We start from the raw sequence: 24,531 nt of genomic DNA on the forward strand, positions 1-24,531 counted from the left end.
CTGGTCAGGGCTTGCGAACCGCCATGCGGCGGCGGGGTTCCGGCGCCACCGGGACTGCGGTCTGGGCTGCGGCGGGTTCGGGACCGCCCCATTCGCTGGGCAAATCGCGCCGCTGAGCGTCGCCGACGGCGCGCGACGCAAGCGCCGAACCGGCGATCACGACGCCGTCTCCAGCGCCGCCAGGCGCCGCTCCTGCGCCGCGATCAGGAACAGCGCCAGCTGGTCGGGGCGGATGCCGAAGCGGTCGTGCACCGCACCCGCCTCATCGGCCCACGCGTCCCAGCACAGAAAGGCATAGGGCGTGTCGCCCGGCCGTCCGGCGGGGTCCAGCGGTTCGATCAGGCCTTCGTCGGCCATGATCGTCCACACCGCCTGCGCGCGGACGCCAAAATGCAGCCGCGCGCCTTCCGGCCCCTTTTTCGCGATCGCATCGTTCCACTGGAAAAAGCCCAGCTCGGCGGCGATGCGCGATGCGGCCTGCAGTTCCGCGCCGCTCGCCGCGCTGCGCCACGTCTTTTCGCGCATGTCCGATGTGTTGATGGCGCCGGTGGCGGAAAAGATGACCGACCATCGATTGAAACCGACGCCCAGCGACTGCGCATTGTCGCCGCCGGGCCGTACAAAGGCGCCGTCGACGACCAGCAATGTCGTGTCGGCCGTCGCATCATAGACGGAAAAGCAGGACTGGCTCGCATTGTGGATGCCCGACACCAGGTCATAAACCCGCCCGCCGGCGGCGCTGTTGCGGATACGCAGGCGCGCCACGATCTGGTCCGTGCCCGCGATCTCCAGCCGTGTCGCCGGATTGGCTGTGCCGATCCCGACCAGGCCGCCGCTCGCGATCCGCATCCGCTCCACCCCGCCGGCGGCAAGGCCGATGCTGTCGGGGGCGGGGCGGAACAGGCCGCAATCGCCGTCGTCGGCAAAGCCGATCGCGGGGGCCGCCGCGGTGCCGTCCTGCGCCGCCAGCCCCCCGCTCAGCATGTGGCGCCCGCTCGCATTCCGATACGCCAGCGCCGTCAGCGGAATATTGACCCAGCCGCCGCCGCGCCGGACGGTCATCAGATCGCCGTCGGCCCCCGTCGCTGCGCCGCCATGCGTCGTCGACAGCGGCTGCTTTGCCTCCAGCGCGCTCGCCAGCGCCGCGACATCGTCGCTCAGCCCCGCCGCGCCTGCATCGCTCGCGGCGAACCAGTCGGCGGCAACCGTCAGTGCGATCGTCTTGAGCCCCGCCGCGAAATCGACGCGCGCGCTACCGGCGGACGAGGCGACGACCGCATCGCGTTGCAACCGGCCGGAGCCATCGATCCGGCCCATCCCGACCTCCCATTGCTGGGGCTGCGCGATGCCCGCGACGGCATAATGAAATGGCGTGCCCGGCGGCACCGCATCGACGAAGCGGCGATGCCCGGGGACCGCGCCGGTCGGCGTCAGCGGTCCGCTGCCGCCGTCCTGGCACGTCTCGCGCACCAGGTCGGCGAAAAATTGGGTCGGCATGGCGGGGCCATCCTTCTCTTGATGTCATGAGGAAATTGGCGCCCGGTCCGCCCCGAAAGGGATAGGGCCGGCCGGGCGCCCATCGCGCGCCAGCAGATCAGCTGGCGGCGAATTTCATCAGCTTGATGGCCTGCGAATCGATGACCGCGCCGCCGACCCTTTTGGTTGCATAGAAATGCACGAAGGGTTTGTTGCTGAACGGATCGCGCAGGATGCGCGTCTCGCCGCGGTCGGCGACCAGATACCCCGCGCGAAAATTGCCGAACGCGATCGACAGGCTGTTCGCGCCGACATCGGGCATATCCTCGGCCTCGACGACGGGATAACCCAGCAGCGTTGCCGCCTGCCCCTCGACCATTCCCGGCTGCCAGATGAAGGCGCCGTCGCTGGTCTTGAACTTGCGGATGCGGCTCAGCGTATCCGAATTCATCACCCAGCTCGCGCCCTGACGATAGGGCGCCTTCAGCGAATGGACCAGCTCGACCAGCTTGTCCTGCGGGTTCGACGCCGGGAACGCGCCTGCCGTCCCCGTCGCCAGATGCTGGAGCGTCCCGAACGCCCGCACGCTGTCGATCTCGTTCGTCGTCGTATAGGTCAGGAACCCCTTCGGCCGGTTCGTCCCGTTGCCGCCCACGAACGCGCTGCCCTCGGCGACCGCGAACTCGCGGCCGAGCTGCTCGGCCAGCCAGTCCTCGACGTTGAACATCGCATCGTCGAGCATCGCCTGGCTTGCCGCCGGATTGGCGTAGAGCTCGCCCGACGGCGGCGCGATTTCGGCAAAGCTGCGCGTCGCGGTCTCGGGCCGCGCCGCGGTCTCGCCGACCCAGCCCGCACCCATCGATCCCGTCGCGATCAGCTTGCGATAGCCGCTCGTCCCTGTCTGCACGACCGTCGCGATCGACCGGATCGGCGACAGCGTCTTCAGCGTCGCCGCGATGCTGCCGTCGATCTCGCGCGGCACCGCAAAACCGCCGTCGCCGCCCGACGCCCCCGACAGGCTCTTCATCTCGACCCCGGCATCGATCCCGCGGCGCAGGTAGCGCTCGACAAAGGCGTCACGCGCCGGATCGGCCGCCTTCGCCCCGTCAAGCGGCAGCCGCGACGCCGCCACCGTCTGCGCATCGACCTGTGCCTTCAGCGCCGCGACCGACGCCTTCAGCTCATCGACCGCCTCGGCCGCCAGCACCGCATCGAACGCCCCCTCGAGCGCATCCGCCTTCACTTCCATCTCCATATCCATGCCCGTCACTCCTTCTGAAAATTTACCGCAATCACTCGCGCGAGCGGCTGCATCGGCGCCGCCACCAAACTCACTTCCGCGAGGTCGAGCCCCAGCAATTCGCGTGGGCCGTTCCCGCGCGAAGCCGTCACCCGATATCCAAAGGACAATCCCGTCAGCGCCCCGCGCGCGACCAGCGCCGCCGCCGTCGGATGCGTCACCCGCGCGACGACGCGCAGCCCGCGCGCATCCTCCGCCAATGTCTCGATCACGCCGATCACCGCCCCCGGCCGATGCTGCCAAAGCAAGGGCACCGCGCGCCGCTCGCGCAAACTCGCAGCAAAAGCCCCCGCCCGCACCACATCGCCCCCGCGATCGACCCGGTCGAACACCGAAGCATAACCCGCGAACCTGACCTCCCCCTCCCGCTTGCGGGAGGGGGCCGGGGGGTGGGCAGCGGCACCAACCGCCCTCACCGCAGCAACCCCGGCAGCCCCAGCTTCATCGCCAGCCCGACGACCAGCAGCGCCAGCCCGCACCGCACCGCCCAGTCGACCGCTGCCTTCCACGCGCTCGTCTTCGCATCGCGCCACGCACCGAGCAGCTGCCGCAGATCGACCATGTCGTCGCGCGCCGCCTCGTCGGCGAGCCCCAGCCGCGCCAGCGCCCGCCGCGCCCCCAGCTCGCTCGCCTCCTCGACCACCGCGCGCAGCAGCGCCGCATCGGGCGCACTCGTCCCCGCCAGCGCGATCAGCCGCGCCAGCGCTTCCTCTTCATCCATTTGTGTAACTCCTTCGTCATCCCGGACTTGATCCGGGATCCACAGCAGCGCCGAAGTCATGGACCCCGGATCAAGTCCGGGGTGACGAGGGCGGCTAACCCACCCCCAGCAGCGCCTTCTTCTCATCCGCGCTCAGCCAGTCCGCCGCCGACACCTCGCGCCACAGCGCCATCCGGTCCTCGGCCAGCGCCGGCACCTTGTCCAAATCGACGCGCAGCTCGGCGCCCTCGAACCAGCCCGACAATCCCTGCGAAACCGCCCCCAATATCTTCGCGCACAGCGGCAGGACCGTCAGCCGCCACAGCGCGCGATTGGCTTCGCGATAATTGGCATAGGTCGCATCCCCCGGCAGCCCGAGCAGCATCGGCGGCACCCCGAACGCCATCGCAATCTCGCGCGCGCTGCTGTCTTTCAGCGCCAGGAAATCCATCTCCGCCGGCGACAGCGACAGCGCCTGCCACCGCAATCCGCCCTCGAGCAGCAACGGCCGCCCCGCATTCGCCCCGCCCGCGAAACTCTCGGCCAGCTCCTCGCGCAGCCGGTCGACCTGCTCCGCCGACAAAGGCATCCCCTTGTCGCCCGGATCATGCACCAGCGCCCCCGAAGGCCGCGCCGCATTCTCCAGCAACGCCGCGTTCCACCGCGCGGCTGCGTTGTGGGATGCGATCGCCCCCGAAGCCGCCCCCAGGCACCCCGCGCCATAATGATCGTCGAGCGGGTGCAGCGCCTTCACATGCACCACCTGGGGCCGCCCCGCGCCATCCTCGGCGGGCAGCACAACCCCCGATCCGCCGGCTTTATACCGATAGGCCACCGGCCACCCGCGCGCGTCGGCCTCGACCGTCACCCGCTCGGGCCGCAGCGCAAACAGCTCCGCCGGCGCCCCCGCGCCATCGGCCAAAATCTGCACATAGCCATTGCCATGCAGCAGCAACTGCGACGCCAGAGTCTCAACGAGCCCCTGCCCGCCCGACGTCGCGGAAACGAGCGCCGCCAACGCCGGATCGCTCGCGACCAGCGGCGCCGACCCGGCAGCCTCGGCCACCAACCGCACCGCCCGCTGCACGATCGCATTGGACAAATAGCCCTCGCTCACCTGCGCTTCCCAGCTGAGTGGCGCAGGCGCCGACCACGATCCATACACACGCGACAAAGCGGGCCGCGCAGGATGCTGCGCGGCCTTGCGGCCAAACCAGTTCATGATGATCTCCTGCATGTTCCCCGGCGAACGCCGAGGCCCAAGGCGTCAAAGCGCCATCTTCTTCTCTCCGTTCGTGTCGAGCGAAGTCGAGACACCCCGAAAGCAAACGCCAAGCCGATGGGCATCTCGACTTCGCTCGATGCGAACGGATGAGTTATTCACACACAATTCACAGCCATCGAGACCAATGGGTGGAAATGGCCCATGTTCATGGTTGGCTATTTGTTCCTGCTCGCTTATCCAGATTGTTGGTAGTCGTCCTACCGACCTTTTTGACCGGAACCGCGGCCTCTGAACGGCGCGGAGGCACGAGGCCTTCCGGAGTGTGGGCTCAATCCCACTTCAAAAAGGAGATGGCTTATGGAGCGCGTATTCGTGCGAGCTTATAAGCGTTGGCGCCTTGGCCGGATGGAGTTCGTAAGAACTCACACCCGGCGTTGGCCCAACCAATATTCGTTCGACTTCTAGCCGGAGGCAGAACGGGTAGGGCGGCTACCACCCTTTCGGGTTTCACCGTACGAAACTTTCGCACAGGCCGACCTTCGCCCGCAAGAAAATTATCCCGTCGGGATAATTTGATCTCGCGGCTTCAATCTAGCGACCAACCCACCGCTAAACCCGCCGCACCCCCGGCTCGCGCCCCTTCCGTAGCCCCTCCAGCAAAGCCGCCAGCGCCCACACGCACGCATCCGCCCGATCGGGCGACCGCCCCGGCCCTGCATAACCGCCACCCACCTGCAATCCGCAAAGCTGGTCCTCCAGCGCCGTAAACACCCCCGCATGCACCACCTGCCCGCGCTCATACGCCAGCGCCACCGGCTCCGCCCTTCGCGCCTTGCCGACGCTCGCATGCACCGGCACCACCGGCAACGTCAGCTCGGCCTGGCGCAGCGTCCCCTCGACCATTTCACCGCCCATATTGCTCTCGGCGACGACCCGCTCGGCCCCCCAGCGCGCCGCCGCGCCCGCCACCGCCTGCGCCCACACGGCGGGCGGCGGGTTCTCGACGCTCGCATCCTCGACCACCGCCAGCCGTCCGTCGCGCAGCAGCGCCGCCACCACGATCCCGCACGCATCGCCGTGCGCCGTCGCCGGCGGATCGACGCCGATCACGACACGCACCGGCTTGCCGATCGCATCGGAATCGACCCGGCACCGCTCGATCAGCACCCGCGTCCACAGTGCGCCCTCGACATCCTCGAGCATCTCGCCGTCAAGCTCCTGCCGCCCCAGCCGCGTTCCGCCATAGGTTTCGAGCATCGCGCTCACGAAAAATTCGGGCAGCCAGGGATTCTCGCCCGTCTTGCCCAGCGTCTCGACCTTTCCCGGCGCCGCCAGTACCCGCTGCATCGCCGCATTGACGCGCGGCGTCGTCGTCACCACGACGCGCGGCCGTTCGCCAAGCCGCATCCCCATCATCAGATTGTCCCACGCCGCCTCGCCGCGCCGCCATTTCGCCAGCTCGTCGCACCAGGCGAAATGATGTTCGGGTCCGCGCAGTTCCTCGCCCGCCTCGGCCGAATAGAGCGTTGCGACCGCCCCGCTCGAAAAGCGCAGCTCGCGCCGCGCATTCACCCAGCGCGGTTCCTCGTCGGCGCGCGCGACCGCGAGCAGCCCGCTCGGCCCCTCGATCATCACGCGCTGGCCGTCGACCTGCGTCGCCGCGACCAGCGCGATGCGCGCATCGCCATTGCTCCGCGCAACCTCGCTCACCCATTCGGACCCCGCGCGCGTCTTGCCAAAACCACGCCCGGCGCGGATCAGCCAGATGCGCCAATCGCCCGGCGGCGCACGCTGGCCGTCATTCTCGAACCCGTACCAGCGGCGGACCAGCTCCCGCTTCTGCGCCACGCTCAACTGACGCAGCACCGATCGCCGCTCGGCCTCGGTCAGCTCTGCCCACCATGTCCAAATATCATCGGACCGTATCTGCCGTGACGCCGCGTCGGTCGCATCGAGCGCGATTGCCGTTATCCGCACGCGCCGTCCGGCGCATCGGGCGCGCCGACCTTGTATTCGGGCGATGGTAGCGCGGCCGGGCCGCCCCGCTCGGCGCGCAGCGCCCGCTGACGCAGCACCATGCCGATCCGCTTGATCAGCACCGCATCGGTTTCTTCCTGCGTCGCGATCTCGCGCGGCTGCGACCGGCGCCCGGTGGCCCCGCCGCGTTCGACGCTCGCTCGATGCTGGCGCAGCAGCGCGATAGCCTGCGCGACAGACATCTTCTCGACCGGTTCCTTGCCTTCGTCGAGCGTCAGCTCATCGACAGCTTCGAGCGCGCGGCGAACCAGCGCCAGTTCGAGCCGCTCATACCCCAGCTCAAGCGCCTCCTGCCATTGCCGCGCGAACAGCGGGTCACGCCGCCGCAGTCGATACGCGCTCCCCAATCCCATTTCCGCCGACGCATGCGCGCGGCGGACGTTACAAGACATCGCGAGTTCTTCCAGAAAGGCGGCGCGGCGCGCCTTGGTCCATCCATTCGTCTTTGTCCTTTTACGTTGCAACGGCCCATTATTCTGCGGCCCGATCTCCTCATCCATCGTCGCCTGCCTCCAAAAGCAATCGGGCCGGAACGCCCCTCCGCATCGAAAGGGGGCACCGGCCCGACTCGCAATTCTTCATGATGTGACACTTGTGCCATATCAGCGTGACGATGTCAATATAAAATAACCTATTTGGTTATTACGCCAAAATGGATGACCCGCCTCAAGTCAGAGATTCAGCGCCCACCCAGCGACGCCGCCCGCCAGCACGAGCGCCGGAGCGGTGAGCTTTCCCTTCCAGCGCCAGACCACCAGCACGGCGGCGACAAAGAGAAGGCCCGACGACACAAGGTTCGCGACGCGTCCCGCGGTCGACCAGCCCAGTTGCAGCAGCGTCGCGGCGATCACGCCGACCACCGCCGCCGCCACGCCGGCGAGCACGCGGTGGAGCGCCGGATTGTCGACCACCGCCTCCAGCCGCTCGAAAAAGATCATCGAGAAGGCGAAGGCGGGCAGGAACATCCCCACCGTGATTGCGACCGCGCCGGGCAGGCCCGCCGCGACATATCCCGCAAAGGTCGCAAAGATGACGAGCGGGGCCGGCAGCATCCCCGCGAACGCGACGCCGTCGAGAAAGCTCGCGTCGCTGATCCAGCCGCGCCCGACCGTGTCGGTGCGCACATAGGGGATCGCGGTATAGGCGCCGCCAAAGGTCAGCAGCCCGCCTTTCAGCCCGGCGATGAACAGCGCCACAATCCCCGCCTCGCTCGCGGCGATGCTTGTCTTCACCGAGGGCGCGGAGCCCGACACAAGGGCGGCGAGCACGACTGCCGCGACAAAGATCGCCGCCGCCACGACCGGCCGCTTCGCATAGGTATAGATCAGCCCCGATGCGATCAGCGGAATCCAGAACGGCACCCCCGCCAGCGTCGCGGCAAGCCCGGCAGCCGCGAGCAGCCAGAGCAGCCGGTCCTCCAGGATATGCGCCCCGATCCGCTGCACCGCGCGCAGGATGATCGCCAGCACGACGACCTGCACCCCCAGAAAGATCGGCGCCATCGCCGGATTGCCGACGATCCAGCCCGTGTAGAGCCACGCCGCACCCAGCATCAGCGCAAAGCCGGGCAGCATGAAGCCGAGCCCCGCGAGCAGCCCGCCGATCCGCCCGCGCGCGACCATCCCCAGATGGACGCACAATTCATGCGCCTCCGGTCCCGGCAGGATCTGCATCACGGCGAGCAGCCGGTTGAAACGCACCGGCGAAATCCAGCGCTCCTCCTCGACGAGCGCCTGTTTCACCATCGCGATCTGCGCGACCGGGCCGCCAAAGGCGAGGAAACCGAAACGCAGGAAGCGGAGGAAAAGCTGAAACAATGAAAGGCTGGGCGGCGAATAGATATCGGTCGTCATTGCAAGCACGCTCCTTGCCGCAGTCGCGGCTTATGGAGCGGAACTTGGACGGCGCACCGTCTGAACGGGCGTCCGCATTGCCCGCACCGCCCATTTTACCGCGTCCGCCCGAAAGGGGAAGATAGACTTTGTTTCAGCGCGAAACGCGAATGTCGGCTTTGAGGTGGGAAGCAGACGTTACTTCATCTTCCTTCGTCATCCGGCGAGCAAGCTCAACCTCGATGGACCCAATCAGCCGCCGATCGCCGGCAATCCGTCCATGATCGCGGTGAGCGCGAGCGCATTCTCGCGCTCCATCGCGCTGTGCCCGGCGTTGGTGACGACATAGGTCGCGGGCTCGCGCCCCGCCTCGCGCAGCGCCGCGACCAGCCGCGACGCCTGCGTCAGCGGACACACCTCGTCGAAACGACCGTGCACGATATGCACCGGGATGCTCGCCAGAGTGTCGATATTGTCAAAGAAATGCCCCGCCGGGATGAACAGCTCGTTCGCGAAATAATGCGCCTCGATCTGCGCAAAACCCAGTGCGAAATCGGCCTCGCCGAACTTGCCCGTGTCGGCGGTCTCGGGGATCATGTTCGAGATCACGCCTTCCCAAAGCGACCAGGTCAGCGCGGCCTTCAGCTGCCGTTCCTTCTCGGCCTCGGTCGCGGGCACCATGTCGAAAATCGCCTTGTACGACTTCATCACATCCTTGCGCTCTTCGGCCGTCAGCTCCGACAGCAGATCGGCCCACTCCGCGGGATATTTCATATAGGCCCCGGGCTCGGTCAGCCCGTACGGATCGGCTTCCCACGTCGCTGCATTCCCCTGATACAGATACAGCAGATCCTCGGACGAACCGAGGAAGATGCCGCGCAGGATCAGGCTCGCGGTATGCGCCGGATGCGCAATCGCATAGGCCATCGCCAGCGTGCTCCCCCAACTCCCCCCGAACACATGCATCGGCCCGCTGATCTCCAGCTTCTCGCGCAATTTCTCGATATCGCCGATCAGGTCGGCGGTGGTGTTCTTCGTCAGCGCCAACGCCGGCCCCGCCGACGCCACGTTGGGCTCGCTCTTCCCGCACCCACGCTGGTCGAACAGGATGACGCGATAGCGCTTTGGATCGAAAAAGCGCGCCATCGCCGGCGCGCACGCCCCGCCCGGCCCGCCGTGCAGGAACATCACCGGCTCGCCCGCGGGATTGCCATATTCCTCCCAGTAAATGCGGTGCGCCGGATCGCGGTCGACCTCGAGCCAGCCGAAATTCAGGCACGGCGGCTGCGGATAGACCCAGTCGTCACCGATCTTGCTCGAAGCCTGCAACCGCGAAAAATCCATGTCCGATGCCTTTGTCAGTGATTGGCCGCCAACCGGCCCGCGCTGTTCGACTTAACCTCCCGCGCGGCCATGTCCACAGCCCGGGAACTTATCGAGCAGGCTATCGTTCAGAAATTACCCCTGACCGCGGGATCGATAACGCGCGCATAGAACTGCGCGTGGCTGAAATTCCAGGGTTGGGCACGCGCATCCGGAAAGCGATTTCCGGTTGCATCAAAAAGGAGTGGTCTATGCGTATCCAACCAATTTTGCTCGGTGCGCTTGGCGCCCTGGCACTCTCCGCCTGCAGCCAACAGCAAGAAGTCGCCGCCGCGCCGCCCCCACCCCCGCCGGGTGCCGTCCCGGGCAGTGTCGCCGCCGACCGCGACGGCGACGGCATCATCGACGGTTATTACACCTCGGACGGCATTTACCATCCGAACTATATGCCGCCGCCCCCGCCGCCGCCCGCGCCGACGCGGCTGGGAGAACGCGGCTGATTACCAAGTTTCGGGGAGCGCAGCGCTGCTGCGCCCCCCTTTTCCTGATCGGATTGGCGCTCGGCACCACCTTCGCGCCGCCCACACTCGCGGCACCCGCCGCGCAGGGGGCAACGCTGCCGCTCACCGCCGCGATCCGCGAAGAAGCGGGCGGCGACGTCAAGCGCTTCTATGCCGCGCGCGGCTACAAGCCGCTGTGGGTCCGCGCGGGCAAGGTCGGTCCCGAAGCGGCGATCTTGCTCGGCTATCTGTCGACCGCATCGCGCGACGACCTCAAATCCTCCGCCTATGATCTCGAAAAGCTCGAGGAGCTGATCGCGCGCGCCCGCGGCGGCGATCCGCAAGCGCTCGCGCGCGCCGATGTCGCGCTCTCCTCATCCTTCGCGCGCTATGTCCGCGACATGCGCAGCCCCGGCAAGGCGAAAATGGAATATGCCGACAAGTCACTTCGCCCGAAAAAAGCCGATGCCGATGACGTCCTTCGCGCCGCCGCCTTCCCCAAGGATTTCGGCGCCTATATGAAAAACATGGGCTGGATGAGCGAACATTATGTCCGCCTCCGCGCGCTCATGGGCCGCGCGCTGGCAGAGGGGGCGCCCAAGGACACGATGGCGCGCCTCCGCCTCAACCTCGACCGCACGCGCATCCTGCCCGGCCCCTATGTCTATCACATCGTCGTCGACGCCTCGTCGGGGCAGCTCTATTATTATGGCGGCGGCAAGCGCGCGGGCACGATGAAGGTCGTCGTCGGGGCGCCCGAGACGCAAACGCCGATGCTCGCGGGCAAGCTCCAATGGGCGATCCTGAACCCCTATTGGAACGTCCCCGACTATCTCGCACAGAAAAGCATCGCGCCGAAGGTGCTCGCCGGCCGCAGCCTCGCCTCGCTGCGCATGGAGGCGCTGTCCGACTGGGGCCCCAATCCGCGCAAGCTCGACGCGTCCGAAATCGACTGGCCCGCGGTCGCCGCTGGCGATCAGGCGCTGCGCCTGCGCGAGCTTCCCGGCGGCGCCAATTCGATGGGCCGCGTCAAATTCCTCTTCCCCAATGACGAGGGCATCTACCTCCACGACACCCCCGATCGCGCGCTGCTCGGCAAGCCCGACCGCCATTTTTCGAACGGCTGCATCCGCCTCGAAAATGCCTCCGCGCTAGGCCAGTGGCTGCTCCACCGCTCGATCAACACCAAGTCGAAAACCCCCGAACAGGCGGTCGCGCTGCCGGTCGAAGTGCCCGTCTACCTCACCTATATCACCGCCATCGCAACCGAACGCGGCCTGGCCTTTCGCGACGATGTGTACGGCAGGGACGGGTAGCCACCCCTTCGTCATCCCGGGCTTGACCCGGGATCCCGCTCTCTTTTTGAAAAGTTGGTCTGCCCAGCTCTCGAGCGGGACCCCGGATCAAGTCCGGGGTGACGATAAACGGGACAATAATTTTCGACCTTGCGGCACGGCTCTCTCGTCAGGCCGTGTCTAACGAAAGAACCTCTGCCAGAGGCGGTTGACCCACCCCGGCGAAACGTACAGACCTGCCGCTTCACTGAAAAAAGGGCGAATCTTCATGCGCAAACTGGCCATCCTCGGTGCGAGCCTGCTCGTGCTCTCCTCGCAGCCGACCTTCGCACAGGAAGAGCCCGCCCCAGCCGCCCCGCCCGCCCCCGCCACAGAAACCACCACCCCCGCCCCCATGTCCGCGTCCGCCGCCGGCAGCGCGCGCAAAGGCCCCGAACGCCGCCTCACCGGCGCCGACCTCTTCGACCTCTCGATCGCCTCCGACCCGCAGATCAGCCCCGACGGGCGCCACATCGCCTATGTCCGCCGTTCGAACGACATCATGTCCGACCGCGCGGTCAGTTCGATCTGGCTGATCGACACCGCGACCGGCGAGGAAACCCCGGTGGCGGGCCGCAGCGGCGGCGCTTTCTCGCCGCGCTGGTCGCCCGACGGCAAGCGCCTCGCCTTCGCCTCGACCGAGGGCGGCAGCGCGCAACTCTGGGTGCGCTGGATGAACGGCGGCGAGGCGGTGCGCCTCACCGGTCTGCCGACCAGCCCGTCGAGCCTCGCCTGGTCGCCCGACGGCCGCTCGATCGCCTACACGATGCTCGTCAAGGACGACGGCCCCAGCTTCGGCTCGGCACCGAAGAACAAGCCCGAGGGCGCGAAATGGGCCGAACCGCTCGAGGTCCACGACCTTCTCGCCTACCGCGCCGACGGCGAAGGCTATCTCGAACCCGGCTTCGAAAAGATTTTCGTCGTCCCCGCGACGGGCGGCTCGCCGCGCCAGCTGACCTTCGGCCCTTATCATGACGGCGGTCCCTTGAGCTGGTCGCGCGACGGCCGCACCCTCTATTTCAGCGCGAACCGCAAACCCGATTGGGAGAAGGATCCGGTCGAGAGCGAAATTCACGCGCTCGACGTGACGAGCGGCACGGTCACCGCGCTCACTGACCGCAACGGCCCCGACAGCAACCCGCTCGTCTCGCCCGACGGCGGCAAGATCGCGTATCTCGGCTTCGACGACAAATTGCGCGCTTACGAAAACACCCAGCTCTACGTCATGAACCGCGACGGATCGGGCAAGCGCAGCCTGACGGGCAATTGGGACTATGGCGTCGACGCGATCCAGTGGAGCGCCGACGGCAAGTCGGTCTACGCGCAGTACGACGATCATGGCGAGACCAAGGTCGCACGCATCGGCCTCGATGGCGCGGTGCGCACCGCCGCGACCGGCCTTTCGGGTGGCGGGCTCGACCGGCCCTATACGGGCGGCAGCTTCACCGTGTCGGACGGCGGCGCGATCGCCTTCACCGGCGGCACTGCGACCCGCCCCGCCGAGGTACAGCTCAACCGCGGCGGCACCCCGCGCATCCTCACCGATCTCAACCGCTCGCTTCGCGAAGTGAAATCGCTCGGCGAGGTGCGCAAGATCACGGTAGCATCGAGCCACGACGGCAAGACGATCGAGGGCTGGCTGACCCTCCCGCCCGGCTACCGCGATGGCCAGCGCGTGCCGCTGATCCTCGAAATCCATGGCGGCCCCTTCGCGGCCTATGGCGGCCATTTCTCGACCGATAACCAGCTTTACGCGGCGGGCGGCTATGCCGTGCTCTCGGCGAACCCGCGCGGTTCGACCAGCTATGGCGCGGCCTTCGCGAACGAGATCGACAAGACTTATCCGGGCAATGATTATTTCGACCTCATCAGCATCGTCGACCGCGCGATCGAACTCGGTGTCGCCGACCCCGACGCGCTCTTCGTCACCGGCGGCTCGGGCGGCGGCGTGCTCACCAGCTGGATCGTCGGCAAGACCAACCGCTTCAAGGCCGCGGTCACGCAAAAGCCCGTGATCAACTGGACGACGCAGGCGCTCACCGCCGACGGTCCCGGCTTCTTCGGCCCCTATTGGCTCGGCGCCGAGCCGTGGGAAAAGCCCGAACTCTTCTGGTCGCGTTCGCCGCTCTCGCTCGTCGGCAATGTCGAAACCCCGACGCTCGTCATCGTCGGCGCCGAGGATTACCGCACCCCGGTCAGCGAATCCGAGCAATATTACACCGCGCTCCGCCTCCGCGGCGTGCCCAGCGCGCTGATCAAGGTGCCCGGCGCCGGCCACGGCACCATCGCCGCGCGCCCGTCGCAATCGGCCGCCAAAGCCTCGGCAATCCTCGCCTGGTTCGAAAAGTACAAGAAGGGCTGGACGCGCCCGGCGAGCGATGCTGCGGCGAAATAGCCTGCCCGTCTCGCGTCTGCTTAGGGGTGGTGAGCATCCTTTCGATCATCCACTTTCGTCATCCCGGGCTTGACCCGGGACCCGCCTTTTCCTTCAAGAAGGCAGGCTCCGGATCAAGTCCGGGGTGACGATGATGGATAGGTCAGCTCTCGGTCGAAGCCGACACTGTCTCGGCACGCCGCCGCACCGGACGACGATTAGCGACCATCCAGATCAAATTTTATCCATTCAATATCAATATTTTATTTTATATCGTACGCGATTTAATCGCTAGCGCTTGATATTGCAGCGCGACTCACTTAATTACATCGCATCCGATCTAAACGGATACGATCAAAAACCCCGAAAGGAACCCGAAATGGCTTACAAAATCATCTTCACCGGCACCACCCACGTCAAAGGCGGCCCCGAGGGCTACGCCCGCAGCACGAACGACGTTCTCGATCTCGCGCTGCCCCAGCCGCACCCCGCCGCCGAGAATCTCTTCGCCGCCGCATGGTCGGCCTGCTTCATCGGCGCGCTCGAACTCGCCGCCGGACAGCGCAAGATCGCGCTGCCCGCCTCGCCCGAAGCCGACACGACGATCGAGCTGCTGAACCGCGCTGACGGTTTTGTCCTCCGCGCCCGCCTCGACATCCAGGTTCCCGGCATCGACCGCGACATCGCGCGCGAACTGGTCGACACCGCGCACAAGATCTGCCCCTATTCGAAGGCGGTCGAGGGCAATATCGACATCGAACTCAACCTCGTCTGATGTTTCGACCGGGCGGTGCCCCCCGCACCGCCCGGTTGACACTGCCGCAATCCGATTTCATCGTATGCGCTTGAATTATCGGACCTTCACCAAGGAACCCCCATGACGAAATCGCCTGCCCCCGAACGGCCCAAGCTCGGCGAATTCCTCTGCTTCGCGGTCTATTCGGCGAACCTCGCCTTCGGCCGCGCCTATCGCCCGATCCTCGAAAAGCTCGGCCTGACCTACACCCAATATGTCGCGCTCGTCGCCTTGTGGGAACAGGACGGCCAGACCGTCGGCGAACTCGGCGAAAAAATGTTCCTCGAATCGAACACGCTCACCCCGATTTTGAAGAAACTGGAACAATCAGGCTTCATCGAGCGCCGCCGCGACCCCGCCGACGAGCGCCAGGTGCGCATCCGCCTGACCCCCAAGGGCAGCGAGCTGCGCAGTCACGAGATCGGCAATGAATTGTTCGACGCGACCGGTCTCGGTGACAGTTTTTTCGACGTGCAGAAATCGGTCGCCAAGCTACGCGACAATCTGATGCGCTCGCTGGACGACTGACCGCGCGCTTAGGTTGCGTCGTGAAAAATGACGCCCAGCGTGTGCCGCCGCCCCGACCGGATTTCGCTCACCCCATGGCGCATCGCGACGCGATAGTCGCCGCGCGCGCCCTTCACGGGCCGGACATTCACCGCAAACACCACCGCATCGCCCTTCGCCAGCGGCACCACCGCGGCGCGTGATTGCATCCGCGGCCTTTGCTCGGTCAGCACGAATTCGCCGCCGGTAAAATCGTCGCCCGGCGCCGACAGCAGCACCGCGACCTGCAACGGAAAAACATGCTCGCCATACAGATCCTGGTGCAGGCAATTATAATCGCCCGCGCCATATTGCAGCAGCAACGGCGTCGGCCGCCGCTGCCCCGCATCATGGCACCGCGCTAGAAATTCGGCGTGCCCGGCGGGAAAGCGCACCGCCATCCCCATCCGCTCGTGCCAGCGATTGGCGATCGGCGCGAGCGACGGATACAGCCCGCTCCGCAGCGCCGCGACCAGAGGCGGCAACGGATAGGCGAAATAGCGATATTCGCCGCGCCCGAAGCCGTGCCGCGCCATGAACACATGGCTGCGAAACCCCGCCTCCTCAGCATAGAGCGCCGCAGTGCCGTCGCACTCGGCATCGCTCAATAGCCCCGGCAACACCGCCCACCCGTCGCGGTCGAGCGCCACGGCGATCGCGTCCCGGTCCAGCGCTTCGATACGCGCGCCGATGTCTGTTTCCATGGTTTCCGTCATGCCCCGGGCCATGCCACCGCGCGCGCCGACCCGCGCCCCGTTTCTTGCTTTCAAACTGGAAGTCCCACGCCGCGCCACCGTCCGGCGTATCCAGGGCACAGCGGACCCGATCGGGGCTTTCGCGCCCGCGCATCTTCTCTCTAGTCGATCTGACAGGGGGCGAGTGAAGACAGGAGCAAAGATCATGAGCGCCCTTTCGACCCGGCACGAGCCCGACCCGGTCCGTCATGGCTGCCCGCCGACGGCGGACGACTATGCGCTGGGGCTCCAGTTCTGCCGCGTCGGCTTTCTGTCGCTGACGCGGTTGCAACTCGCGCTCGAACGCGGCGACCGGTCGCGCGCGATGGAGGCGATCGACGACCTGCACGCACTCGATATCGAGGTCGAACGCCTCGTCGGCGCGCTCCCCGTCTCGCCCGACGATCCGCAGCAGGAACACGCCGCCCGCATTGTCAAGGAAGGAAGGATGGCGGTCGCCTTCGAGAAACTCGCGCTCGCCAGCGGGATCAGCGGGCCGGACCTCTCGTCGCGACCCGGCTTTCCGAACCGCATCGGCGATGTATGGCCCGAAGCCGAGCCTGCCGTCGTCGCCGACTGGCCACCCGCCGAGCCGCGAACGGCGCGCCTCCTGCGCCTCTATGGCCTCCGCGCTGCGGTTCTGCTCGCGATCGCGGCCGCGACGCTCGCCGCATTGCTGGTTGCACTCTAGCCAGCCTCAACCGCCGCCGCACCGGTTCACAAAGCGCTTGGCCATGCTAGGGTCCGACCTCCTTCCCCAAAGCGGAACCGATTCATCATGTCCCTGCGCCACGCCGCCGCCCTGCTCCTCCCCCTGCTCGCCATTCCCGCCGCGGCGCAAAACGCGCCCGGCATCGACGCCGCGAACCTCACCCAGACCGTCCGCACCCTCGCCTCCGATCAGTTTCAGGGTCGCGCGCCCGGCACAATCGGCGAGGAACGCACGATCGGTTATCTGATCGGCCGGCTGCAGGCGCTCGGGCTCGAACCCGCGGGCACCGGCGGCGGCTGGACCCAGCCCGTGCCCTTGCTCCACACCCGCCTCGGCACCCCGACGACGCTCGCCTTCGACCGCAAGGGCACCGCGACCCCGCTGACTTTCGGCACCGACATCTATGTCTCGACGCTCCAGCCCAAGGATCAGGCGGTGATCCAGAATGCGCCGATGGTGTTCGTCGGTTACGGCGTCTCCGCGCTCGAACGCGGCTGGGACGATTTCAAGGGGCAGGACCTCAAGGGCAAGGTCGCGGTCTTCCTTATCAACGACCCCGATTTCGTCGCCACAAAAGGCGAGGACAGCTTCGGCAAGTTCGGCGGCCGCACGATGACCTATTATGGCCGCTGGACCTACAAGTTCGAGGAAGCCGCGCGCCGCGGTGCAATCGGCGCGCTGATCGTCCACGACACCGACGGCGTCGGCTATGGCTGGAACGTCGTCAAAAGCCCCGGCGGCGAAAATTACGGCCTCGTCGTCCCCCCCGAAAAGGTCACCAGCCTAGCGCTCCAGGGCTGGATCTCGGGCGAGACCGCAACGGCGCTGTTCACGAACGCCGGACAGGATCTGGCAAAGCTGCGCACCGCAGCGCGCCGCAAGGATTTCAAACCCATCCACCTCGGCACCAGCTTCAACGCCGCGATCCCCGTAACGCAGGCGGTCGTGCAGAGCCAGAATGTCCTCGCCAAAATCCCCGGCACCAAGCGCCCCGACGAGGTGATCATGTACGGCGCGCATTGGGACGCCTATGGCGAGGGCGCGCCCGACGAAAAGGGCCGCATCTACCGCGCCGGCGCCAACGACGACGCGCTGGGCGTCGCCGGACTGTTCGAGATCGCACGGCTGTTCAAGGCGGCGCCCGCCCCCGACCGGACGATCGCCTTCGCCTTCTGGACCGCCGAGGAGCGCGGGCTCTTGGGCTCCGAAGCCTATGCCCAAAACCCGATCTTCCCGGCGGAGAAAACCGTTGCCAACTTCGGCCTCGACATTCTCCAGACCGCCGGAAAGGCAAAAGACGTCGTCCTCGTCGGCAAGGGCCAGGGCACGCTCGAAGACGATCTCGCGCGCGTCGCCGCCACCCAAGGGCGCACCGTCAGCGTCGAAAGCCTCCCCGAACGCGGCCTCTTCTACCGCGCCGACCATTTCAGCCTCGCCAAGCGCGGCGTCCCCGTCCTCCTGATGATGGGCATCGCGGGCGCCTCCGATCTCGCCCGGGGCGGTAAGCCCGCCGGACAGGCGTGGGTCGATGCCTATACCGGCAAATGCTATCATCAGGCCTGCGATGCGTGGGACGAAAGCTGGAACCTCGACGGCGCGGTTCAGGACATTTCGATTTTCTACACGATCGGCGACGAACTCGCCCGCTCGGCCAAATGGCCGGGCTGGAAGGACGGCAGCGAATTCAAGGCGATCCGCGACAAGAGCGCCTCGTCGCGGAAATAAGCGAATGGCGGCGATTGTTGGCGACCGGGACGCGTACATCCCTTTTCTCGTCACCCCTGACTTGATCCGGGGTCCATGACAACGGCGCGGTTATGGGTCCCGGGTCAAGCCCGGGATGACGAGCGACTGGAGGCGACCAATTTCGGCTACGACGGATCGGCCGGCGGAAAGCGCAACGTGGCAGCGATCTGTGCCTCGGCCGCGGTTGCTTCTTCGATGAGCAGGCGCAATGCCTTTGCGGTGTCTTCCAAAAGCCCGTCACCAAGGGGCCGCTCGCCATTGATAAAACGGCGGATGGCCCGCTCGTCTATGCCAAGGCGCCGCGAGAATGCAGTGGTTCCGCCAAACAGTTGGACGCAATAAGCAAAATGCTCGCGTCGCTCGTCCACTGAAAATGTCGCGGCCATTGCTTTCCCTCTTCGTCCATCGCCAGTGGCCATAGGCTATCTTGCGGATGAGGCGCAATCGACCGATTGTGGACGTTCCTAGCGGGCGCTCGACCAAGTTACGCGGTCGACCGCAGGGTCATATCGCGCAATGGCGGAATCCCTCTGATTTTCAGGAGTGAGAATGACTTCCTGGGAGGTGGCACGCCCCATTTGCGTGAGAAACCGTTCGAGCAATTCGCCGTCAGCAGCAGAACGAACCTCTTGTGGATCGATATCCAACTCCACTTCGTCTGCTCCGAAGAAATGGCAATTAAGGCCCATTGTTCCAAGCCGATATGTTGCCAAGAATCCGTGGAATGGCCGGCGCTCGAAAATCTTTTGCAGATCGCTCGGTGGATCGGTTCGATCGCCATCGACCCAGAATTCCAGCAAATCGGGATCGGCTGTCAGCAATGCCCAGACATTCTCCCACACTGAGAGCGATGCATTAAGAATGTAGATATCCCGTAATCCGCCGTCCGGCTCGAAATCCTGTGCGATACTTGACCATTCCATCGCCGTTGCATGCAACTTTCCAGTATCGGGTGCAATGTCCGCTTCCCACCCCAAACCGGCCCTTCGCGCCGCACGACGACAGGCAACCGCCTTCACGAAAACAGGTAGGTACAACCAACCACTGAAATAATATTGCGCCCGGCCCGGCACTGCGCAACAAGCCCCTCATTCGAATAGGAGAATGTGATGCGCTTTGCCGTTGCCCTGATGCTGCTCCCCGTCCTGCCCTTCGCTCCGATGACCGCGCCCGCCTTCGCACAGGCGGCACCGCAAGCCGGCGCTCAGGACCCGGCCCTGCTCGACTTCCTCGATCAGGCGTTCGAAGAGCGGCTGGCCCTCAGCCCCGAATCGCAGACCCAGCTCGGGCTCAAGACCAATTACGGCAAGCTCGACGATTACACTGACGCCGCGTCGGTACGCGAGCAGGAGCTGGCCGAACGCCAGCTCAAGGACATGCACGCGCGTTTCAAACCCGACCAGCTCGGCGAGAGCGCGCGCGTCAGCTACCGTCTGTTCGAATATGAAGTCGAACGCGGCCGCGAATCGCTGCGCTTCCGCAAGCTGCGCTTCCCCGTGTCGACCAACGGCAGCCCGGCGGGCGCAATCCCGGTGCTGCTCATCAACAATCACAAGATCGACAGCCTGCAGGATGCGGAAGCCTATATCGCGCGCCTGCGCGACACCGACCGCGTGATGCGCGAAGTCGCGGCGACGATGCGCGAACAGGCGGCGGCGGGGATCGTCCCGAACAAGGTCAATTTCGCCCCCGCGCGCGCCGATGCGCTGAAAGTCATCACGGGCGCCCCGTTCGGCAGCGGCGCCGATTCGACGCTGATGGCCGATTTCCGCAAAAAGGTGGGTGCGCTGGACGCGCCCGCGGCGACGAAGGCCAAGCTGCTCGCCGACGCAAGCGCCGCGCTGACCGGACCGTTCAAGCAAGGCTACAACACGCTGGTCGCCGCGATCGACGAAATCGAGCCCAAATCAAAGGGCAATTTCGGTGCATGGAACCTGCCCGACGGCGCCGCCTATTATGCCGACCGGCTGAAGAGCTCGACCACGACCAGCCTCACCGCCGACCAGATCCACGACCTCGGCCTCGCGCAGGTCGCGGCGATCCGCGGCGAGATGGAGGCGATCAAAAACGAGGTCGGTTTCAAGGGCACGCTCGAACAATTCTTCGACCACATCCGCACCGATCCGCAGTTCAAATATCCGAATACCGAGGCCGGCCGCGAAACCTATCTCGCCGACGCGCGCGCGGTGATCGCATCGGTGATGACCGCCGCGCCGCGCTATTTCCGCGTGCTGCCCAAGGCGGCGCTCGAAGTGCGCGCGGTCGAGAAATGGCGCGAGGGGACGGCGTCGACCGCCTTCTACAACCCGCCGTCGGCCGACGGGTCGCGCCCCGGCATCTATTACGTCAACCTCGTCGACATGAACCAGACGCAGAAGGTGCAGGTCGCCGGCATCGCCGCGCACGAAGGCGCGCCGGGCCATCATTTCCAGATCGCGCGCCAGCAGGAACTCGCAGGCATCCCGAAATTCCGCAAGTTCGGCGGCTATGGCGCCTATATGGAGGGCTGGGGACTCTATTCGGAGCGGCTCGCGAACGAGATGGGCGTCTACAAGACCCCCTATGACCGCTTCGGCATGCTCTCGTTGCAGGTGTGGCGCGCGATCCGCCTCGTCCTCGACACAGGTATCCATTCGAAGCGCTGGACGCGCGATCAGGCGATCGCTTACTTCAAGGCGAACAGCTCGGTGTCGGACACCGACATCGCGCGCGAGGTCGACCGCTATTTCAACTGGCCGGGTCAGGCGACCAGCTACATGGTCGGCCAGCTCAAGATCGCCGAACTGCGCAAACGCGCCGAAAGCGAACTCGGCCCGCGCTTCGACATTCGCGATTTCCACGAAGCCGTGCTCAGCGAAGGCGCCCTGCCGCTCGACATCCTCGAAGAGCAGGTAACGCGCTATATCGCGGCGAAGAAGAAGTGATGCGGCGGCGCTGACGTAGGCGGAACGGAAGCTGCTCCTTTGTGTACGCCGGCGAAAGCCGGGGCCCAGCGCGGAAACACGCCAAGGTCGCGTTTGAGTTCCGTGCCCCGGCTTTCGCCGGGGTGCACATCTCTACTGGCGTTGATCGCTCGATACCCGCCTTGCCCCGCCCCGCGCGCAGGCTTAATCCCCACCCATGACCGACGCCAAAATCTTCATCAGCGCAAACGACCTGCTCGCCGACTCCTTCCGGCTCGGCATGCAGGTGCTGGACAGCGGCTTCAAGCCCACGCACCTCGTCGGCATCTGGCGTGGCGGCGCGCCGGTCGGCATTGCGGTGCAGGAACTGCTCGACTATCACGGCCAGCATTGCGACCATATCGCGATCCGCACCTCCTCCTATCACGGCATCGACAAGCAGGACGCGCACGTCAAAGTCTTCGCGCTCGGCTATCTGATCGACACGCTGAACCCCGAGGACCGGCTGCTCATCATCGACGATGTCTTCGACAGCGGGCGCAGCATCCGCGCCTTCATCGCCGAGCTGAAAGCACGCTGCCGCCACAATATGCCGCGCGATATCCGCATCGCGACCGTCTGGTTCAAACCCGGGCGCAACGTCACCGACCTCCGCCCCGATTTCTTCGTACACGAAACCGACCAGTGGCTGATCTTTCCGCACGAGGTCGACGGGCTGACGGTCGACGAAATCCGCCAGCACAAGCCCGAAGCGGCGATCATCCTGCGCGAGGAGGACAAGCCCAATGCCTGAGGGTTTCGCATCGGCCGAAGACCGGGCCGCCTTCATCGCCGGCCTACCCAAGGCCGAGCTTCACCTTCATATCGAAGGCTCGCTCGAACCCGAACTGATGTTCGAGCTTGCGCAGCGCAACGCCGTCGCGATCCCTTTCGCATCGGTGGAGGACGTGCGCGCGGCCTACGCCTTCTCGAACCTCCAGGATTTCCTCGACATCTATTATCAGGGAATGGGCGTCCTCCAAACCGAGCAGGATTTCCATGACCTGACCGCCGCCTATCTTGCCCGCGCTAACGCCGACGCTGTCCGCCACGTCGAAATCTTCTTCGACCCGCAGGGCCACACGACACGCGGCGTCGCGTTCGAAACCGTCATCGCGGGCATCACCCGCGCACTCGACGATGCGGCGGCAAGCTACGGAATGACATCGAAGCTCATCATGTGCTTCCTCCGCCACCTCAGCGAAGCCGACGCCGAAGCGACACTCGACGAAGCTTTGCCCTTCCTCGATCGCATTGACGGCGTCGGCCTCGATTCGTCCGAGGTCGGCCATCCCCCGGCAAAATTCGAACGCGTCTTCGCCCGCGCCCGCGGCCTCGGCCTCAAGAGCGTCGCGCATGCTGGCGAGGAGGGCCCGCCCGCCTATGTCCACGAGGCGCTCGACCTGCTGAAAGTCGACCGCATCGACCATGGCAACCGCAGCCTCGAAGACCCCGCACTCGTCGCGCGCCTCGCGGCCCAGGGCATGACGCTCACCGTCTGCCCGCTCTCGAACCTCAAGCTCTGCGTCGTCGACGACATCGCCCACCATCCGCTCAAGCGCATGCTCGGCGCCGGGCTCCGCGCGACGGTGAACAGCGACGATCCCAGCTATTTCGGCGGCTATGTGAACGCCAATTATCAGGCGGTCGCCGACGCGCTCGACCTGTCGAAGGACGACCTCGTCACGCTCGCACGCAACAGCTTCGCCGGTTCGTTCCTCGGCGACGCCGACAAGGCGCGCCACCTCGCGGCGATCGACGCTTACGCCTGATCCTTAAACTTCGTCATTCCCGCGAAAGCGGGAACCCAGCGCGGCCTTACGCCGCGATCAGCACACCATGATAGGCGCGGTCCTCGAACGCGCGGCCGGCTCCCATCGCGACACAGATCAGCGCATCGTCGGCAACCACCACCGGCAGCCCCGTCGCGCGCGCAATCGCCTGATCCATCCGGCGCAGCAGCGCGCCGCCGCCGGTCAATGTGATGCCTTCGTCGATAATGTCGGCCGACAGTTCGGGCGGCGTCTGTTCCAGCGCCGCGCGCACCGCGCTGACGATCTGCCCGACCGGCTCGGTCAGCGCCTCGGCGATTTCGGCCTCGGTTACCTTGACCTCGGCGGGGCGGCCGGTCACCAGGTCGCGGCCCTTGACGCCCATGATCATCCCGTCGCCGACCGGCGGCGTCGCACAGCCGATCGTCAGCTTGACGCGCTCGGCGGTCATTTCGCCGACCATCAGATTGTGCCGGCGGCGGATCGACGACGAAATCATCTCGTCCATCTTGTCGCCGCCGACGCGCACCGATGTGCTGTACGCGATGCCGCTCAGCGACAGCACCGCGACTTCGGTCGTGCCGCCGCCGATATCGACGACCATGGCGCCTCTTGGTTCGGTGACATGCAGACCGGCGCCGATGGCGGCGGCAAGCGATTCCTCAATCAGCTGCACCGACACCGCGCCGGCGTTCGTCGCGGCATCGCGGATCGCGCGGCGCTCGACCATCGTCGATCCGGAGGGCACGCAGATCACGACGTTGCTGCGCTGCATGAAGCGGCTCGCGCCGCCCTGCGCCTTGTCCATGAAATGTTTCAGCATCTGTTCGGCGACGTCGATGTCGGCGATCACGCCGTCGCGCAGCGGCCGGATCGCCTGGATATTGTCGGGGGTTTTGCCCATCATCGGCTTGGCTTCGTTGCCGACGACCTTCACCCGCCGCACCCCGTCGCGCGTCTCCAGCGCAACGACCGACGGCTCGTTGAGTACGATGCCCTTGTCGCGCACATAAACCACGGTGTTCACAGTACCCAGGTCGATGGCCATGTCGTGCGCGGCCGACGCAAACCGATTAAAAAACTTCATAAGACGGGGCAAATGCCTTCGGGAATGAATGGAAGAATCAGGCGTGGCTGGCCCTTCGGCGCCCGCAACGTCTGTCCCATATCGACTGCGGCGAA

Annotated in this window: 24 protein-coding genes; 10 read left to right on the top strand and 14 right to left on the bottom strand. The window is 66.1% G+C overall.

Features of this window, described 5'->3' with window-relative positions; all coding sequences use genetic code 11:
- Window positions 1–4: 4 nt before the first annotated feature.
- The 10 genes from ACTJI5_RS08045 to pip all read right to left on the bottom strand — a co-directional run bounded on the left by ACTJI5_RS08045 (window position 5) and on the right by pip (window position 9,914).
- Window positions 5–160 (bottom strand): hypothetical protein, encoded by a 156-nt coding sequence (locus ACTJI5_RS08045; RefSeq protein ID WP_440859923.1) that lies wholly within the window; start codon window positions 158–160, stop codon window positions 5–7.
- The gene (locus tag ACTJI5_RS08050; protein WP_440859924.1) at window positions 157–1,497 is read right to left on the bottom strand and encodes a tail fiber domain-containing protein; all 1,341 of its coding nucleotides are present in this window, start codon (window positions 1,495–1,497) and stop codon (window positions 157–159) included. The genes ACTJI5_RS08045 and ACTJI5_RS08050 overlap by 4 nt, the downstream gene beginning before the upstream one ends.
- 97 nt (window positions 1,498–1,594) lie before the next feature.
- The gene (locus tag ACTJI5_RS08055) at window positions 1,595–2,737 is read right to left on the bottom strand and encodes a phage major capsid protein (RefSeq protein WP_440859925.1); all 1,143 of its coding nucleotides are present in this window, start codon (window positions 2,735–2,737) and stop codon (window positions 1,595–1,597) included.
- A 5-nt stretch (window positions 2,738–2,742) separates the two neighbouring features.
- A complete protein-coding gene (locus tag ACTJI5_RS08060; protein WP_440859926.1) occupies window positions 2,743–3,192 on the bottom strand; it encodes an HK97 family phage prohead protease in 450 nt (149 codons plus the stop codon).
- Window positions 3,189–3,497 carry a DUF6127 family protein gene (locus tag ACTJI5_RS08065; RefSeq protein WP_310251284.1) on the bottom strand — a complete coding sequence of 103 codons (309 nt, stop codon included), beginning with the start codon at window positions 3,495–3,497 and terminating at the stop codon, window positions 3,189–3,191. The genes ACTJI5_RS08060 and ACTJI5_RS08065 overlap by 4 nt, the downstream gene beginning before the upstream one ends.
- Before the next feature lie 94 nt (window positions 3,498–3,591).
- Window positions 3,592–4,698, bottom strand: coding sequence for a phage portal protein (locus tag ACTJI5_RS08070; protein WP_440859927.1), 1,107 nt, complete (start codon window positions 4,696–4,698; stop codon window positions 3,592–3,594).
- 612 nt (window positions 4,699–5,310) lie between these two features.
- Complete coding sequence (locus tag ACTJI5_RS08075; protein ID WP_440859928.1) at window positions 5,311–6,678, bottom strand: DNA-packaging protein; 1,368 nt, start codon at window positions 6,676–6,678, stop codon at window positions 5,311–5,313.
- A complete protein-coding gene (locus tag ACTJI5_RS08080; protein WP_440859929.1) occupies window positions 6,669–7,238 on the bottom strand; it encodes a hypothetical protein in 570 nt (189 codons plus the stop codon). Before ACTJI5_RS08080 ends, ACTJI5_RS08075 begins: the two co-directional genes overlap by 10 nt.
- A 171-nt stretch (window positions 7,239–7,409) precedes the next feature.
- Window positions 7,410–8,591, bottom strand: a complete 1,182-nt coding sequence (gene chrA, locus ACTJI5_RS08085; RefSeq protein WP_440859930.1) for a chromate efflux transporter — start codon at window positions 8,589–8,591, stop codon at window positions 7,410–7,412.
- 231 nt (window positions 8,592–8,822) lie between these two features.
- Window positions 8,823–9,914, bottom strand: coding sequence for a prolyl aminopeptidase (gene pip, locus ACTJI5_RS08090; protein ID WP_440859931.1), 1,092 nt, complete (start codon window positions 9,912–9,914; stop codon window positions 8,823–8,825).
- Between the two features lie 230 nt (window positions 9,915–10,144).
- Here pip and ACTJI5_RS08095 point away from each other — a divergent pair, with 230 nt between their 5' ends.
- From ACTJI5_RS08095 to ACTJI5_RS08115, 5 genes are all read left to right on the top strand, one after another.
- Entirely contained in the window at window positions 10,145–10,393 is a 249-nt protein-coding gene (locus ACTJI5_RS08095) for a hypothetical protein (protein ID WP_440859932.1), read from the top strand.
- A 53-nt stretch (window positions 10,394–10,446) separates the two neighbouring features.
- Window positions 10,447–11,709, top strand: a complete 1,263-nt coding sequence (locus ACTJI5_RS08100; protein WP_440859933.1) for a L,D-transpeptidase family protein — start codon at window positions 10,447–10,449, stop codon at window positions 11,707–11,709.
- 247 nt (window positions 11,710–11,956) lie between these two features.
- A complete protein-coding gene (locus ACTJI5_RS08105) occupies window positions 11,957–14,122 on the top strand; it encodes a S9 family peptidase (protein WP_440859934.1) in 2,166 nt (721 codons plus the stop codon).
- Between the two features lie 358 nt (window positions 14,123–14,480).
- On the top strand, window positions 14,481–14,876 hold the full coding sequence (locus ACTJI5_RS08110; protein WP_440859935.1) for an Ohr family peroxiredoxin: 396 nt from the start codon (window positions 14,481–14,483) through the stop codon (window positions 14,874–14,876).
- A 102-nt stretch (window positions 14,877–14,978) separates the two neighbouring features.
- On the top strand, window positions 14,979–15,425 hold the full coding sequence (locus tag ACTJI5_RS08115) for a MarR family winged helix-turn-helix transcriptional regulator (protein ID WP_440859936.1): 447 nt from the start codon (window positions 14,979–14,981) through the stop codon (window positions 15,423–15,425).
- Between the two features lie 8 nt (window positions 15,426–15,433).
- Here the strand turns inward: ACTJI5_RS08115 and ACTJI5_RS08120 are convergent, their stop codons facing one another.
- Window positions 15,434–16,147, bottom strand: coding sequence for a 2OG-Fe(II) oxygenase (locus tag ACTJI5_RS08120; RefSeq protein ID WP_440860092.1), 714 nt, complete (start codon window positions 16,145–16,147; stop codon window positions 15,434–15,436).
- Window positions 16,148–16,343: 196 nt separating this feature from the next.
- Here ACTJI5_RS08120 and ACTJI5_RS08125 point away from each other — a divergent pair, with 196 nt between their 5' ends.
- Together ACTJI5_RS08125 and ACTJI5_RS08130 are read left to right on the top strand one after the other, a co-directional pair.
- A complete protein-coding gene (locus ACTJI5_RS08125; protein ID WP_439513443.1) occupies window positions 16,344–16,868 on the top strand; it encodes a hypothetical protein in 525 nt (174 codons plus the stop codon).
- Window positions 16,869–16,955: 87 nt separating this feature from the next.
- Window positions 16,956–18,614 (top strand): M20/M25/M40 family metallo-hydrolase, encoded by a 1,659-nt coding sequence (locus tag ACTJI5_RS08130; protein ID WP_440859937.1) that lies wholly within the window; start codon window positions 16,956–16,958, stop codon window positions 18,612–18,614.
- Between the two features lie 146 nt (window positions 18,615–18,760).
- Here ACTJI5_RS08130 and ACTJI5_RS08135 read toward each other — a convergent pair whose 3' ends face one another.
- On the bottom strand, window positions 18,761–19,021 hold the full coding sequence (locus ACTJI5_RS08135; protein WP_310251240.1) for a hypothetical protein: 261 nt from the start codon (window positions 19,019–19,021) through the stop codon (window positions 18,761–18,763).
- Window positions 19,022–19,099: 78 nt separating this feature from the next.
- Window positions 19,100–19,708, bottom strand: coding sequence for a hypothetical protein (locus ACTJI5_RS08140; RefSeq protein ID WP_440859938.1), 609 nt, complete (start codon window positions 19,706–19,708; stop codon window positions 19,100–19,102).
- A 36-nt stretch (window positions 19,709–19,744) separates the two neighbouring features.
- Between ACTJI5_RS08140 and ACTJI5_RS08145 the strand changes: the two genes are divergently transcribed.
- The 3 genes from ACTJI5_RS08145 to ACTJI5_RS08155 all read left to right on the top strand — a co-directional run bounded on the left by ACTJI5_RS08145 (window position 19,745) and on the right by ACTJI5_RS08155 (window position 23,349).
- Window positions 19,745–21,559 (top strand): DUF885 domain-containing protein, encoded by a 1,815-nt coding sequence (locus ACTJI5_RS08145; RefSeq protein ID WP_440859939.1) that lies wholly within the window; start codon window positions 19,745–19,747, stop codon window positions 21,557–21,559.
- A 196-nt stretch (window positions 21,560–21,755) separates the two neighbouring features.
- Complete coding sequence (locus tag ACTJI5_RS08150; RefSeq protein WP_439513446.1) at window positions 21,756–22,331, top strand: phosphoribosyltransferase; 576 nt, start codon at window positions 21,756–21,758, stop codon at window positions 22,329–22,331.
- On the top strand, window positions 22,324–23,349 hold the full coding sequence (locus ACTJI5_RS08155) for an adenosine deaminase (protein WP_440859940.1): 1,026 nt from the start codon (window positions 22,324–22,326) through the stop codon (window positions 23,347–23,349). The genes ACTJI5_RS08150 and ACTJI5_RS08155 overlap by 8 nt, the downstream gene beginning before the upstream one ends.
- A 46-nt stretch (window positions 23,350–23,395) precedes the next feature.
- Here the strand turns inward: ACTJI5_RS08155 and ACTJI5_RS08160 are convergent, their stop codons facing one another.
- The gene (locus ACTJI5_RS08160) at window positions 23,396–24,436 is read right to left on the bottom strand and encodes a rod shape-determining protein (protein ID WP_058539162.1); all 1,041 of its coding nucleotides are present in this window, start codon (window positions 24,434–24,436) and stop codon (window positions 23,396–23,398) included.
- Between the last annotated feature and the right edge of the window lie 95 nt (window positions 24,437–24,531).

This window comes from Sphingopyxis sp. 22461 (assembly GCF_052044915.1).
Lineage (GTDB): Bacteria > Pseudomonadota > Alphaproteobacteria > Sphingomonadales > Sphingomonadaceae > Sphingopyxis.

Coding starts and splice junctions, on each gene's coding strand:
- ACTJI5_RS08080 (WP_440859929.1), bottom strand. CDS start 7,238: ATGGATGAGGAGATCGGGCCGCAGAATAATGGGCCGTTGCAACGTAAA.
- ACTJI5_RS08130 (WP_440859937.1), top strand. CDS start 16,956: ATGTCCCTGCGCCACGCCGCCGCCCTGCTCCTCCCCCTGCTCGCCATT.
- ACTJI5_RS08105 (WP_440859934.1), top strand. CDS start 11,957: ATGCGCAAACTGGCCATCCTCGGTGCGAGCCTGCTCGTGCTCTCCTCG.
- ACTJI5_RS08145 (WP_440859939.1), top strand. CDS start 19,745: ATGCGCTTTGCCGTTGCCCTGATGCTGCTCCCCGTCCTGCCCTTCGCT.
- ACTJI5_RS08155 (WP_440859940.1), top strand. CDS start 22,324: ATGCCTGAGGGTTTCGCATCGGCCGAAGACCGGGCCGCCTTCATCGCC.
- ACTJI5_RS08110 (WP_440859935.1), top strand. CDS start 14,481: ATGGCTTACAAAATCATCTTCACCGGCACCACCCACGTCAAAGGCGGC.
- ACTJI5_RS08120 (WP_440860092.1), bottom strand. CDS start 16,147: ATGGAAACAGACATCGGCGCGCGTATCGAAGCGCTGGACCGGGACGCG.
- ACTJI5_RS08065 (WP_310251284.1), bottom strand. CDS start 3,497: ATGGATGAAGAGGAAGCGCTGGCGCGGCTGATCGCGCTGGCGGGGACG.
- ACTJI5_RS08160 (WP_058539162.1), bottom strand. CDS start 24,436: ATGAAGTTTTTTAATCGGTTTGCGTCGGCCGCGCACGACATGGCCATC.
- ACTJI5_RS08150 (WP_439513446.1), top strand. CDS start 21,756: ATGACCGACGCCAAAATCTTCATCAGCGCAAACGACCTGCTCGCCGAC.
- ACTJI5_RS08050 (WP_440859924.1), bottom strand. CDS start 1,497: ATGCCGACCCAATTTTTCGCCGACCTGGTGCGCGAGACGTGCCAGGAC.
- ACTJI5_RS08125 (WP_439513443.1), top strand. CDS start 16,344: ATGAGCGCCCTTTCGACCCGGCACGAGCCCGACCCGGTCCGTCATGGC.
- pip (WP_440859931.1), bottom strand. CDS start 9,914: ATGGATTTTTCGCGGTTGCAGGCTTCGAGCAAGATCGGTGACGACTGG.
- ACTJI5_RS08070 (WP_440859927.1), bottom strand. CDS start 4,698: ATGAACTGGTTTGGCCGCAAGGCCGCGCAGCATCCTGCGCGGCCCGCT.
- ACTJI5_RS08115 (WP_440859936.1), top strand. CDS start 14,979: ATGACGAAATCGCCTGCCCCCGAACGGCCCAAGCTCGGCGAATTCCTC.
- ACTJI5_RS08055 (WP_440859925.1), bottom strand. CDS start 2,737: ATGGATATGGAGATGGAAGTGAAGGCGGATGCGCTCGAGGGGGCGTTC.
- ACTJI5_RS08135 (WP_310251240.1), bottom strand. CDS start 19,021: ATGGCCGCGACATTTTCAGTGGACGAGCGACGCGAGCATTTTGCTTAT.
- chrA (WP_440859930.1), bottom strand. CDS start 8,591: ATGACGACCGATATCTATTCGCCGCCCAGCCTTTCATTGTTTCAGCTT.
- ACTJI5_RS08095 (WP_440859932.1), top strand. CDS start 10,145: ATGCGTATCCAACCAATTTTGCTCGGTGCGCTTGGCGCCCTGGCACTC.